This is a genomic window from Nocardioides sp. Root682 (genome assembly GCF_001427795.1).
Lineage (GTDB): Bacteria > Actinomycetota > Actinomycetes > Propionibacteriales > Nocardioidaceae > Nocardioides.
Genome location: NZ_LMHJ01000001.1, coordinates 245,469 through 258,841 on the forward strand (window position 1 = coordinate 245,469; position 13,373 = coordinate 258,841).

The window sequence follows — 13,373 nt, forward strand, 5'->3', positions numbered from 1 at the left end:
GACTCAGCGCCTTCGGTAGGCGGGGGCGGCCTCATTGATCGCGTCGCCCATCCGGTGGATGCGCAGCGCGTTCGTCGAGCCGGGGATGCCCGGCGGGCTACCGGCCACGATCACCACCAGATCGCCCTCCTGGACCCGGCCGATCTTCAGCAGCTCCTCGTCGACCTGACGGACCATCTCGTCGGTGTGCTCGACCGTGACGGTCTGGAAGGCCTCGACACCCCAGGTGACGGCGAGCTGTGATCGGCAGCGGGCCTCGGGCGTGAACGCGAGCACCGGGATGGGGCTGCGCAGCCGCGCAAGACGACGGGCCGAGTCACCGGACTGGGTGAACGCGACGACGTACTTCGCGCCCACGCGCTGTGCCACCTCCTCGGCGGCCTTGGTGATCACTCCGGCACGGGTGTGGGGGTCCCACTCGATGCGCCCGAACCGGCTGAAGGTGTCGTCGACCAGTGCGTGGGTCTCGGTGGCCACGATGATCCGCGCCATCGTCTCCACGGTGTGGATCGGGTGCTCTCCGACGCCGGTCTCCCCCGACAGCATCACCGCATCGGCGCCGTCGAGCACCGCGTTGGCGACGTCACTGGCCTCGGCGCGGGTGGGCGCGGGGCTGGTGATCATCGACTCGAGCATCTGGGTGGCGACGATGACGGGCTTCGCGTTGCGCCGGGCGGCCACGATTATCTTCTTCTGCAGGAAGGGCACTTCCTCCAGCGGACACTCCACCCCGAGGTCGCCGCGCGCCACCATGAAGGCGTCGAACGCCTTGATGACCTCGTCCAGGTTGTCCACGGCCTGCGGCTTCTCGATCTTCGCGATGATCGGCAGCATGATGCCCTCTTCGCGCATGATCACCCGCACGTCCTCGGCGTCCTGGGCGTTGCGCACGAAGCTGAGCGCGATGAAGTCGACACCGAGGTGCAGCGCGAACCGCAGGTCGGTGATGTCCTTTTCCGACAGGGCCGGCACCGACACCGCGACACCCGGCAGGTTGATCCCCTTGTTGTTGCTGACGGTGCCGGCGACCAGGACCTCGGTGATGACGTCGGTGTCAGTGACCTCGACGACCCGCAGCCGCACCTTGCCGTCGTCGATCAGGATCGGGTCCCCGGGCGACACGTCGCCCGGCAGCCCCTTGTACGTCGTCCCGCTGATCTCGGCGTTGCCGTCGACGTCGCGCGTGGTGATCGTCCAGCGCTGACCTCGCGCGAGCCGCACCGGTCCCTCGGAGAAACGTTCGAGGCGGATCTTCGGACCCTGCAGGTCGGCCAGGATGCCGACACCGTGGCCACTGGCGTCCGACGCCTCACGGACCAGCCGGTAGGCCTCCGCATGCTGCTCGTGGCTGCCGTGGCTCATGTTGAGCCGGGCCACGTCCATGCCGGCGTAGACCAGTTCGCGGATCCGCCGTTCGGAACTGGTGGCCGGACCCAGGGTGCACACGATCTTGGCTCTCCGCACGTGCTCACCCTAGCGGGGCGGAGGGCACCCAAAACGCCGCATCGGCGCAAACTCCGGATGAAGTCTGCGCCGATGCGATGTGATCCTTGAGTCAGACGACCAGCGGCCGCGCGGTCGGCGGGATCGGCGCGGGCAGCTGCGTGCTGCCGGTGAGGAACTCGTCCACCCCAGCGGCGGCCGCACGACCCTCGGCGATGGCCCACACGATGAGCGACTGGCCACGACCGGCGTCACCGGCGACGAACACACCCTCGACCGAGGTCGCGTAGTTGTTCGACCGCTTGATGTTGCCGCGCTCGTCGAGCTCGACACCGAGCTGCTCGACCAGGCCGGGCTGTTCGGGTCCGACGAAGCCCATCGCGAACAGGACGAGGTCGGCCGGGATCTCCCGCTCCGAACCCTCCTTCTCAACGAGCTTGCCGCCCTCGAAGGCGACCTCGACGATCCGCAGCGCGCGGACGTTGCCGTCCTCGTCGCCCAGGAACTCCTTGGTCGACACCGAGTACACCCGGTCGCCAGCCTCTTCGTGCGCCGAGGAGATCCGGAAGGTCATCGGGTACGTCGGCCACGGCTGTCCCGCGGGACGCTCCCCCGGAGGTTCCGGCAGGATCTCGAGCTGCGTGATGGAGGCCGCACCCTGACGCACCGACGTGCCGAGGCAGTCGGCACCGGTGTCACCGCCACCGATGATGACGACGTGCTTGCCGTCGGCCCGGATCTGGCCCTCGACGGTCTCCCCCAGCGCGACGCGGTTGGCCTGCGGGAGGAACTCCATCGCCTGGTGGATGCCGTTGAGCTCGCGACCGGGCACCGGCAGGTCCCGCGCGACGGTCGAACCGATCGCGAGCACGACGGCGTCGTACCGGTCCTTGAGCGCCTGGCCCGTGAGGGAGCCGGTGCCGACCTCGACACCCGAACGGAACACGGTGCCCTCGCGCTTCATCTGCTCGAGGCGCTGGTCGACGTGCTTCTTCTCCATCTTGAACTCGGGGATGCCGTAGCGCAGCAGCCCGCCGGGCTTGTCGGCCCGTTCGTAGACGGCCACGGTGTGACCGGCCCGGGTCAGCTGCTGGGCAACCGCGAGTCCGGCAGGACCGGACCCGACGACTGCGATCGTCTTGCCCGACAACCACTCCGGCGGCTGTGGCCGCACGAAGCCGGAGTCGAAGGCCTTGTCGATGATCGAGACCTCGATGTTCTTGATCGTCACGGCCGGCTGGTTGATGCCGAGCACGCAAGCGGTCTCGCACGGGGCCGGGCAAAGGCGACCGGTGAACTCCGGGAAGTTGTTGGTCGCGTGCAGGCGCTCGATCGCGCCCTCCCAGTCGTTGCGGAACACCAGGTCGTTCCACTCGGGAATGATGTTCCCGAGGGGGCAGCCCTGGTGGCAGAACGGGATGCCACAGTCCATGCAACGGCTCGCCTGGACGTTGATGATCGGCAGCAGTGCACGACCGATCCCGCCCGGGTAGACCTCGTTCCAGTCCTGGATCCGCTCCTCGACCGGACGACGGGTCGCGACCTCACGGTCAGCCTTGAGAAAGCCCTTCGGGTCAGCCATGGAGGGCTCCCATCATCGCGTTGGCCACGCCGTCCTCGTCGAGACCCTCCGCCTCGGCCTTGGCCTTGGCTTCGATCACGATCCGGAAGTCGCGCGGCATGACTTCGGTGAAGCGCGTCAGCGCGGTGGACCAGTCGGCGAGCAGCTCTGCAGCCACGTCCGAATCGGTCTCCTCGTGGTGGGCGCGGACGATCTGCTCGAGCTCGTCGGCATGCGCACCGGTCACCGGACCGAGCTCGACGAGCTCGCCGTTGACACGGTTCTGCTTGAGGTCGAGCACCCAGGCGACACCACCCGACATGCCGGCCGCGAAGTTGCGCCCGGTCTTGCCGAGGACGACCACCCGACCGCCGGTCATGTACTCACAACCGTGGTCGCCGACACCCTCGGTGACGACGGTGGCACCGGAGTTGCGCACGCAGCAGCGCTCGCCCACCCCGCCGCGGATGTAGATCTCGCCCGACGTGGCGCCGTACGCGATCGTGTTGCCCGCGATGATGTGCTCGTTGGCACGGAAGGACGCGTTGCGGTCAGGCCGGATCGCGATCCGGCCGCCCGAGAGGCCCTTGCCGACGTAGTCGTTGGCGTCGCCCTCGAGTCGCAGCGTGATGCCCTTGGGCACGAACGCGCCCAGGGACTGCCCGGCCGAGCCGAGGAACGTCAGGTCGATCGTTCCGTCGGGCAGGCCCGCGCCGCCGTACTTCTTGGTGACCTCGTGGCCCAGGATCGTGCCGACCGTCCGGTTGACGTTGCGGATGCTCAGCTGCGCTCGCACCGGCTCACCGGACTCCAGCGCCGGCTGCGCCAGCGGAAGGATCTCCGTGACGTCCAGCGACCGGTCCAGACCGTGGTCCTGGGACCCGGTGTTGCGCAGGTCCTGGTCAGGGAAGTGGGTGCCCGCGACGTCGACCTTGTGCAGGATCGGCGCCAGGTCGAGACCCGCTGCCTTCCAGTGCGTGACGGCCCCGACGGTGTCGAGCGTCTGCACCTGGCCGACGGCCTCCTCGATGCTGCGGAAGCCGAGCTCGGCCAGCAGCTCGCGGACTTCCTGAGCGATGAACTCGAAGAAGTTGACGACGTACTCGGCCTTGCCGCTGAAGCGCTCGCGCAGGACCGGGTTCTGCGTTGCGACGCCCACCGGGCAGGTGTCGAGGTGACAGACGCGCATCAGGATGCAGCCCGACACCACCAGCGGAGCGGTCGCGAAACCGAACTCCTCGGCACCGAGCAGCGCTGCGATGACGACGTCACGACCGGTCTTGAGCTGGCCGTCGGTCTGCACGACGATGCGGTCGCGCAGGCCGTTGAGCAGCAGGGTCTGCTGGGCCTCGGCGAGGCCGAGCTCCCACGGACCACCCGCGTGCTTGAGCGAGGTCAGCGGCGATGCGCCCGTCCCGCCGTCGTGGCCGGAGATCAGGACGACATCGGCGTGCGCCTTCGAGACACCTGCGGCGACCGTGCCGACACCGACCTCGGAGACCAGCTTCACGTGGACGCGGGCCGACGGGTTGGCGTTCTTGAGGTCGTGGATCAGCTGAGCCAGGTCCTCGATCGAGTAGATGTCGTGGTGCGGCGGCGGGCTGATCAGGCCCACACCCGGCGTGGAGTGCCGGGTCTTGGCCACCCACGGGTAGACCTTGTTGCCGGGCAGCTGGCCACCCTCGCCGGGCTTCGCGCCCTGCGCCATCTTGATCTGGATGTCGTCGGCGTTCGTGAGGTACTCGCTCGTGACACCGAATCGACCCGAGGCCACCTGCTTGATCGAGCTGCGGCGTTCGGGGTCGTAGAGGCGGTCGGCGTCCTCGCCACCCTCACCGGTGTTGGACTTGGCGCCCAGCCGGTTCATGGCGATCGCCAGGGTCTCGTGGGCCTCACGGGAGATCGAGCCGTACGACATCGCGCCGGTCGAGAACCGCTTCACGATCGAGGAGATCGGCTCGACCTCGTCGACCGGGATCGGCGCACGGCCGGACTCGCCCGCGTCCTTGAACCGGAACAGGCCGCGCAGCGTCATCAGCTTCTCGGACTGCTCGTCCACCGCAGCGGTGTACTGCTTGAAGATGTCGAAGCGGCCCGTGCGGGTGGAGTGCTGGAGACGGAAGACCGTCTCCGGGTTGAACAGGTGCGGCTCCCCCTCACGACGCCACTGGTACTCGCCACCGATCTCGAGCTCGCGGTGCGCGGGCGCGATACCTGCCGGCGGGTACGCCTTGGCGTGCCGGGCGGCGACCTCCTGGGCGATGACGTCGAGCTCGATGCCGCCGAGCTTGGACGTCGTACCGGTGAAGTAGCGGTCGACAACGGTCTGCGAGAGACCGATGCACTCGAAGATCTGGGCACCGGTGTACGACGCGACGGTCGAGACGCCGATCTTGCTCATGACCTTCAGGACGCCCTTGCCGAGGCCCTTGATCAGGTTCTTGACCGCCTGCTCGGGCTCCGTCTTGACGTAGTAGCCCTCGCGGGCGAGGTCCTCGACGGACTCCATCGCGAGGTACGGGTTGACCGCGGCCGCGCCGTAACCGACGAGCAGCGCCACGTGGTGCACCTCGCGGACGTCGCCGGCCTCGACCAGCAGGCCGACCTGGGTGCGGGTCTTCTCGCGGACCAGGTGGTGGTGCACGGCACCGGTGAGCAGCAACGACGGGATCGGCGCGAGCTCGGCAGTCGAGTGACGGTCGGACAGCACGATGATGCGCGCACCGTCGGCGATCGCCTGGCTGACCTCGGCGCAGATCTCGTCGAGACGGGCAGCCATGGCCGCGCCGCCACCCTCGACGTCGTACAGGCCACGGGACACGTGGGTCACGAAGCCGGGGTGGTCACCGTCGCGGTTGATGTGACGGATCTTGGCCAGGTCGTCGTTGGAGATGACCGGGAACGGCAGGGACACCTGACGGCACGAGGCCGGGCTCGGCTCGAGGACGTTCGACTCCGGGCCGATGCTGCCGTTGAGCGAGGTGACGAGCTCCTCGCGGATCGCGTCCAGCGGCGGGTTCGTGACCTGCGCGAACAGCTGGCTGAAGTAGTCGAACAGCAGTCGCGGCTTCTCGCTGAGCGCCGCGATCGGGGTGTCGGTGCCCATCGAACCCAGGGCCTCGCCACCGGTGTTGGCCATCGGGGTGAGCAGGATCCGCAGCTCTTCCTCGGTGTAGCCGAAGACCTGCTGGCGACGCGTCACCGAGGCGTGGGTGTGCACGATGTGCTCACGCTCGGGGATGTCGTCGAGATGGATCATGCCGGCGTGCAGCCATTCGCCGTATGGGCGCTCGGAGGCGAGCTGGTCCTTGATCTCCTCGTCCTCGATGATCCGGTGCTCCTCGGTGTCGACGAGGAACATCCGGCCCGGCTGCAGGCGGCCCTTGCGGACCACGGTGGCCGGGTCGAGGTCGAGCACGCCGACCTCGGAAGCGAGCACGACGAGACCGTCCTCGGTGACCCAGTAGCGGGCCGGGCGCAGGCCGTTGCGGTCGAGGACCGCGCCGATCTGGGTGCCGTCGGTGAAGACGACGCAGGCCGGGCCGTCCCAGGGCTCCATCATCGTGGAGTGGAAGCGGTAGAAGTCGCGCCGCAGCTCCGACATCTCGGTGTGGTTCTCCCACGCCTCCGGGATCATCATCAGCACGGAGTGCGGCAGGCTGCGTCCACCCATGTGGAGCAGCTCGAGCACCTCGTCGAAGGACGCGGAGTCCGACGCACCGGGGGTGCAGATCGGGAAGAGGCGGTCGAGGTCGCCCGGGATCGCGTCGGAGTCGAGCAGCGCCTCGCGCGCCCGCATCCAGTTGCGGTTGCCCATGACGGTGTTGATCTCGCCGTTGTGGGCGATGAACCGGAACGGGTGGGACAGCGGCCAGCTCGGGAACGTGTTCGTCGAGAACCGCGAGTGGACGACGGCCAGGGCCGAAGCCATCCGCTCGTCGACCAGGTCCGGGAAGAACTTGTCGAGCTGGTCGGTCGTCAGCATGCCCTTGTAGGCGAGGGTGCGCGAGGACAGCGACGGGAAGTACACGTCGGTCTCGCGCTCGGCCCGCTTGCGCAGGCAGAACGCCAGGCGCTCCAGGTCGAGGCCGCTGACGAGCTCGGCACCGAAGGGGTTGGCCTGCACGAAGAGCTGGCTGAACGTCGGCATGACGCTGAGCGCCATGGTGCCGAGGATCGTCGGGTTGATCGGGACCTCGCGCCACCCGAGGACCGTGAGGCCCTCTTCGACCGCGATCTCCTCGATGCGGGCGCGGGTCTTGGCGACCTGGCCCTCGTCGCCCGGCAGGAAGGCCGTGCCGACGGCGTACCGACCGGCGGTCGGGAGGGTGAAGCCCGCCTCGACCGCGGCGTCACGCAGGAAGGCGTCCGGCACCTGCATGAGGATGCCGGCACCGTCGCCGGAGTTGATCTCGGCGCCGGCGGCGCCGCGGTGGTCCAGGTTGCGGAGGGCCGTGAGGGCCTTCACCACGATGTCGTGGCTGGCGATACCGGTGAGCGTCGCAACGAAAGCGACGCCGCAGGCGTCCTTTTCGTGACGCGGGTCGTAAAGACCCTCCGGCGGCGGGAACGCGTGCGTATAAGGCACCAGGGTTCTCCCGTCGACTACGTCTGTGGGCACTCCACATGAGGGGGCCACAGAAGGTGAGGCGCAAGGGACGTCACTGGCCCACGCGGCGGAGCCTCCAGATTACCACCGTGTGAACCGCACCTGCCCAATCGTTAGTCGCTGGTGGATGCCTCGTCCGTCACATCGGAATCATCCGTGACCGCCTTCTCGGTCGTTGAGACGTCAGTCTCGACCCCCGAGATCCGACCGTCGGTGTACACCGATTCCTCACGCCCCGGGCGATGGCGCAACGACCAGAGGAAGTACGCCGCGGCCGCCACGAAGAGCACGATCGAGGTCCACACGTTGAAGCGCAGGCCGAGCACGTTGTCGAGCTGGACGTCGTCGATCCGGAGGTACTCGATCCAGCCCCGGCCCGCCGTGTAGGCCATGACGTACACGGCCATCACGCGGCCGTGGCCGAGGCGGTAGCGACGCTCGAGCCAGATGATCAGGGCGAACGCGGCGAGGTTCCAGATGCATTCGTAGAGGTACGTCGGGTGGAAGGTCGCCATGTCCGGGACCGGCTGGCCGGCGTCGAAGAGCTGCTGCTCGTAGGAGCTGCTGAAGTGGGCCTTGTCGATCTCCAGGCCCCAGGGCAGGTCGGTGGGCTTGCCGTAGAGCTCCTGGTTGAACCAGTTGCCCCACCGACCGATCGCCTGAGCGACCAGGACACCGGGCGCGAGGGCGTCGAGCATCGGCAGCACCTTGATGCCCTTGCGCCGCGCCCCGATCCAGGCGCCGACGGCGCCCAGCGCCACGCCGCCCCAGATGCCGAGTCCGCCATGCCAGACGTAGAGCGCCGACACCGGGTCGCCGCCCTCGCCGAAGTAGTTCTTCCAGTCGGTCGCGACGTGGTAGAGCCGGGCGCCGACGAGGCCGAAGGGGACGGCCCAGATGGCGACGTCCTGCATCTCCCCGACGGTTCCGCCGCGCGCCGCCCAGCGCTTCTCACCGATCCAGATGGCCACGACGATGCCGAGGATGATGCACAGCGCGTAGCCGCGCAGCGGGAACGGCCCGATGTGCCAGACCCCGTTGGAGGGACTCGGAATCGTGGCGGTGATCAGCTGGGTCAGCACGTCGTTGTCCTAGTCCTCGTCCTGGTTCAGCAGCGTGTGGATGTCGGCGGCGAACTCGGTGCTCGACGTCTCCTGGTTCCACAGTGCAATGGCTTCGTCATCGCCGTCGACGGCGAGCGTGAACGTCGAGTGTCCCCCGAGGTCGTAGCCCCCGGTGGGCAGCTTCTTGCCGTCGTTGACGTAAACGGCCATCGGGTCGCCGACGGCGATGATGGTGTCCAGGTCGCCGGTCAGGCCGATGAAGTCCTTGTTGAAGTTGTCGAGGTACTCGCGCATCACGGCGGGGCTGTCACGAGCCGGATCAGTGGTCACGAGGACCACGTCGACCTTCGCGCGATCGGCGTCGTCGACCCGGTTGAGCGCGGCGGCGATGTTGTTGAGCACCATCGGACAGAAGTCAGGACACTTGGTGTAGCCGAAGAAGACCAGCGTGAGTGGCTTGTCGGTGTCGTCGACGAGCGAGTACGGCTGGCCGCTGGTGTCGGTGAGCGCGATGTCCGGAGCGGCGTACGGGTTCTTGAGCCGGGTCCCGGTGAACTCCTCAGGATCGGCGCTGCAGGCCGTGCCCAGCAGGCCGAGCAGCGTCACGAGAGCGACGAGGCGGAGCGTCCTACGCACGCACGCCCCCGGCCACACCCGCGGCGAGGTCCTCGGTGAGCGCGGTCAGCGCTGCGAGTCCGGCTGCACGGTCGCCCGCGTTGTCGAGCAACGCCCGGACGAAGGCCGAACCCACGATCACCCCGTCGGCGTACGACGCCACCTCAGCGGCCTGCGCGCCGTTGCTGACGCCGAGGCCGACTCCGACCGGAAGCGTGGTGGTCGCCTTCGTCCGGCTGACCAGTGGACCGGCGAGGTCACTGGTCGACGTACGGGCACCGGTGACGCCCATGACAGCGGTGGCGTAGACGAACCCTCGACACGCAGCCGTCGTCATCGCGATCCGCTCGTCGGTCGAGGACGGCGCGACGAGGAAGACCTTGTCGAGGTCGTGCTGGTCGGCGGCCGCGATCCACTCGGGCGCGAAGTCCGGCGTCAGGTCGGGAGTGATCAGACCGGCACCGCCGGCGCTGGCGAGATCGGCCGCGAAGCGTTCCACGCCGTACCGCTCGACCGGGTTCCAGTAGGTCATCACCAAGGTGGGCGTGCCCGTCGCAGCCACGGCCTCGACCGTGCGGAGCACGTCGGCGGTCCGGACGCCGCCCTCGAGGGCCTGCTGGGCGGCCGCCTGGATGGTCGGGCCGTCCATGACCGGGTCGCTGTACGGCAGGCCGATCTCGATGACGTCGCACCCGGCATCGACCATCGCCCTGAGCGCGGCGATGCTGCCGTCGACGTCGGGAAAGCCGGCCGGGAGGTACCCGACGAGGGCGGCCCGGTTCTCGGCGCGCGCCTTGGCGAAGGCGGCACTGCTGCTGGTCACTTCGCTGCTCCTGCGGTGCCGAGGTGGAAGTACTCGAGGGCGGTGCCCATGTCCTTGTCGCCGCGACCGGACAGGTTGATGAGCAACGTCTCGCCCTGGCGTTCCTTCGCTACCTTGAGCGTGCCGGCCACGGCGTGCGCCGACTCGATGGCCGGGATGATCCCCTCGGTGCGGGCGAGCAGGGCCATGGCGTCCATGGCCTCCGCATCGGTCACCGGGAGGTACGTCGCCCGGCGGGCCTGGGCCAGCGCGGCGTGCTGCGGCCCGACCCCGGGGTAGTCCAGCCCGGCAGAGATCGAGTGGGACTCGATGGTCTGGCCGTCCTCGTCCTGGAGGACGAAGGTGCGCGCACCGTGCAGCACACCGATGGAGCCGGCGAAGATCGTCGCGGCGTGCCGCCCGGTCTCCACACCGTCTCCCCCGGCCTCGAAGCCGTAGATGTCCACGTCGGCGTCGTCGAGGAATCCGGCGAACAGGCCGATCGCATTGGATCCGCCCCCGACACAGGCCGTGATCGCGTCGGGCAGGCGCCCGGTCAGGTCCAGGCACTGCTGGCGCGCCTCGTCACCGATGCCCCGCACGAACGACAGCACCAGGCTCGGGAACGGGTGCGGACCCGCGGCTGTCCCGAACAGGTAGGCGGTGTGGTCGACACTGGCCACCCAGTCGCGCAGCGCCTCGTTGATCGCGTCCTTGAGCGTGCGCGAGCCGCTCTTCACCGGGATCACCTCGGCACCGAGCAGCTGCATCCGGGCGACGTTGAGCGCCTGGCGCTCGGTGTCGACCTCACCCATGTAGACCGTGCAGTCCAGGCCGAGGTACGCAGCGGCCGTCGCCGACGCGACGCCGTGCTGGCCCGCCCCGGTCTCCGCGATGACGCGCGTCTTGCCCATCCGCTTGGTCAGCAGGGCCTGGCCCAGGACGTTGCGGATCTTGTGCGCGCCGGTGTGGTTGAGGTCCTCGCGCTTGAGCAGGATCCGGGCGCCCGCGTGCTCGGAGAGCCGGTGGGCGTCGTACAACATGCTCGGGACGCCGGCGTAGTTCTGCAGCAGGCCCTCGAACTCGGCGACGAAGGCCGGGTCGACCATCGCCTTCTGCCAGGCGATGTCCAGCTCGTCGAGTGCTGCGATCAGTGCCTCCGGCATGAAGCGGCCGCCGAAGGCGCCCACTCCCCCGAACCAGCCGAAGTCATCGGCGCCGTACGTGCTCATCCACCCATCCCCGTCATCTGCAGGCCCGTCATCCCAGCGACCGCGTCACGCGGCGCACCGTTCTTCACCAGCGCCTCGCCCACGAGCACCGCGCGGGCGCCTTCGTCGACGAACCGCTGGACGTCATCGCGCCCGGTGATGCCGGACTCCGCCACGAGCACGCGATCGGCCGGCACCAGCGGCGCGAGGCGTCCGAAGGTGTCGGGGTCGACGGCGAGCGTCTTGAGGTTGCGGGCGTTGACGCCGATCAGCTCGGCTCCCAGGTCAACGGCCCGGGCCACCTCGCCCTCGTCGTGCACCTCGACCAGCACGGTCAGACCGAGCTCGCGGGCGTAGCCGTGGAGGCGGGACAGCATCTCGCCCGGAAGGGACGCCACGATGAGCAGTGCGAGGTCGGCGCCGGCAGCGCGCGCCTCGAGCAGCTGGTACTCGGTGACGATGAAGTCCTTGCGGAGCAGCGGTACGTCGACAGCGGCGCGGACTGCCCGCAGGTCGGCCAGGCTCCCGTTGAAGCGCCGCTGCTCGGTGAGCACGCTGATCGCGGCGGCTCCGCCGGCGGCGTACTCCTGCGCCAGCGCGGCGGGATCGGCGATCTCGGCCAGGTCGCCCTTGCTGGGGCTCTTGCGCTTGACCTCGGCGATCACGCTCGACCCGGCGCCACGCAGGTGGGGCATCGGGTCACGCGGTGCATCGACATCTGCGAGGGCGGCGCGCAGGTCTGCTTCCGGAACGGACGCCTGGCGGACAGCGAGGTCCTCGAGCACTCCGGCGACGATCCCGTCGAGCACCGTGGGCTGGGAGGCCTGGGGGGCCGACATGTCGCCTCCGTTACGTCGGTGGAACCTTTGACGACTCTCGCCAAAGGGGTGTGTCGAGTGTGGCACGCGGCCGTTAGGGTTCCACACACAGCCCGATCCTCGGCCGTACCCCATGAAAGGCAGACCACGTGAGCTACAACGAACCGCCCTACGGATCTCCCCCGCCCCCGCCCGGTGGCGGCTACGGCGGCCCCCCAGGTGGTGGCTACGGCGGTCCCGCCGGTGGCGGCTACGGCGGCCCCGCGCAGCCGTACGGCCAGCCCGGCTACGGCGGTGGGCAGCCCGCGAGCAACTCCGTCATGGCGATCATCTCGCTCGTCACCGGCATCCTCGGGATCCTGTGCTGCGGCTGCGGCGTGTTCTCGATCGCCGCGATCGTCCTCGGTGTCCTCGGCAAGAAGGAGATCGCCGAGTCCGGTGGCACCAAGACCGGTGCCGGCCTGGCGCAGGCCGGCCTGATCATGGGCATCGTCGGGATCGTGCTGGGCGTCCTCTACTGGATCCTCAACCTGACGCTCAACTTCGGGTACGACTACTGATAGTCCCGGATCGCGGGGTCATGGCGCGAGCCATGACCCCGCGTTCGTGTTGCGCAGGGCCGTGAAGACCACCGCAGCCAGCGCCAGGGCGATGCCCGCGTTGCGCAGCCAGCGATCCGTGGGGTGCCAGCCGCGACCGGTCCAGCGGCCGGAGGTCCAGAGCCAGAACAGGTAGCCGAGCACCGGGATCGACAGGACGAACAGCAGGTTGCTGCTGGCCGCGTCGACGACCCGGAAGTTGCCGAGGTCGTTGACCGCCCGCAACCCGCCGCATCCCGGGCAGTGGATCCCCATCGCCGCGAGGGGGCACAGGCCCCACGATCCCTGCTCGTGGGGATCGCGGAAGTGCAGCGCCGCCGCAGCAGCAGCGATGCCGCCGACAACGACGGCGGGCGGCACCATCCTGCGCCAGCGAGCCTGCTCGCTGGCCGCAACCGGAGGCGCCGTGAGCGTCACGCGCTCAGTGACTCGACTCGTGCAGGCCCATCTTGACCAGCACGAAGAAGAGCGGCAGGGCCGCCACCGCGATGACGGTGCCGACCCAGAAGAGCGGCCAGTTCAGCGGCGTCACGGACATGCCCACAGCACCGATCGTGAAGCCCACGAGGGAGACCAGGACCGCAGTCCAGGCTGCCGGGGTGTTGCCGTGATCGTCGGCCATGTGGAGCTCCTCGTTCAAGATTGCTGGTG

Annotated in this window: 11 protein-coding genes; 1 reads left to right on the forward strand and 10 read right to left on the reverse strand. The window is 69.0% G+C overall.

Features of this window, described 5'->3' with window-relative positions; translation table 11 throughout:
• Positions 1–3: 3 nt before the first annotated feature.
• The 8 genes from pyk to trpC form a co-directional block, all read right to left on the reverse strand.
• Positions 4–1,464 (reverse strand): pyruvate kinase, encoded by a 1,461-nt coding sequence (pyk, locus tag ASD84_RS01185; protein ID WP_056705907.1) that lies wholly within the window; start codon positions 1,462–1,464, stop codon positions 4–6.
• Between the two features lie 91 nt (positions 1,465–1,555).
• Positions 1,556–3,025, reverse strand: a complete 1,470-nt coding sequence (locus ASD84_RS01190; protein WP_056705910.1) for a glutamate synthase subunit beta — start codon at positions 3,023–3,025, stop codon at positions 1,556–1,558.
• The gene (gene gltB, locus ASD84_RS01195) at positions 3,018–7,592 is read right to left on the reverse strand and encodes a glutamate synthase large subunit (RefSeq protein WP_056705913.1); all 4,575 of its coding nucleotides are present in this window, start codon (positions 7,590–7,592) and stop codon (positions 3,018–3,020) included. Before gltB ends, ASD84_RS01190 begins: the two co-directional genes overlap by 8 nt.
• A gap of 134 nt (positions 7,593–7,726) precedes the next feature.
• A complete protein-coding gene (lgt, locus tag ASD84_RS01200; protein ID WP_235530921.1) occupies positions 7,727–8,695 on the reverse strand; it encodes a prolipoprotein diacylglyceryl transferase in 969 nt (322 codons plus the stop codon).
• 9 nt (positions 8,696–8,704) lie between these two features.
• Positions 8,705–9,313, reverse strand: a complete 609-nt coding sequence (locus tag ASD84_RS01205) for an SCO family protein (RefSeq protein WP_056705916.1) — start codon at positions 9,311–9,313, stop codon at positions 8,705–8,707.
• Positions 9,306–10,115 (reverse strand): tryptophan synthase subunit alpha, encoded by an 810-nt coding sequence (trpA, locus tag ASD84_RS01210; RefSeq protein ID WP_056705921.1) that lies wholly within the window; start codon positions 10,113–10,115, stop codon positions 9,306–9,308. Before trpA ends, ASD84_RS01205 begins: the two co-directional genes overlap by 8 nt.
• On the reverse strand, positions 10,112–11,326 hold the full coding sequence (gene trpB, locus ASD84_RS01215; protein WP_056705923.1) for a tryptophan synthase subunit beta: 1,215 nt from the start codon (positions 11,324–11,326) through the stop codon (positions 10,112–10,114). Before trpB ends, trpA begins: the two co-directional genes overlap by 4 nt.
• A complete protein-coding gene (gene trpC, locus ASD84_RS01220; protein ID WP_056705926.1) occupies positions 11,323–12,144 on the reverse strand; it encodes an indole-3-glycerol phosphate synthase TrpC in 822 nt (273 codons plus the stop codon). Before trpC ends, trpB begins: the two co-directional genes overlap by 4 nt.
• A gap of 128 nt (positions 12,145–12,272) precedes the next feature.
• Between trpC and ASD84_RS01225 the strand changes: the two genes are divergently transcribed.
• Positions 12,273–12,683 carry a DUF4190 domain-containing protein gene (locus tag ASD84_RS01225; RefSeq protein WP_056705929.1) on the forward strand — a complete coding sequence of 137 codons (411 nt, stop codon included), beginning with the start codon at positions 12,273–12,275 and terminating at the stop codon, positions 12,681–12,683.
• A gap of 18 nt (positions 12,684–12,701) precedes the next feature.
• Here ASD84_RS01225 and ASD84_RS01230 read toward each other — a convergent pair whose 3' ends face one another.
• Complete coding sequence (locus ASD84_RS01230) at positions 12,702–13,139, reverse strand: DUF2752 domain-containing protein (RefSeq protein WP_056914020.1); 438 nt, start codon at positions 13,137–13,139, stop codon at positions 12,702–12,704.
• A 4-nt stretch (positions 13,140–13,143) separates the two neighbouring features.
• Positions 13,144–13,344 (reverse strand): HGxxPAAW family protein, encoded by a 201-nt coding sequence (locus ASD84_RS01235; RefSeq protein ID WP_056705935.1) that lies wholly within the window; start codon positions 13,342–13,344, stop codon positions 13,144–13,146.
• Positions 13,345–13,373 lie beyond the last annotated feature (29 nt).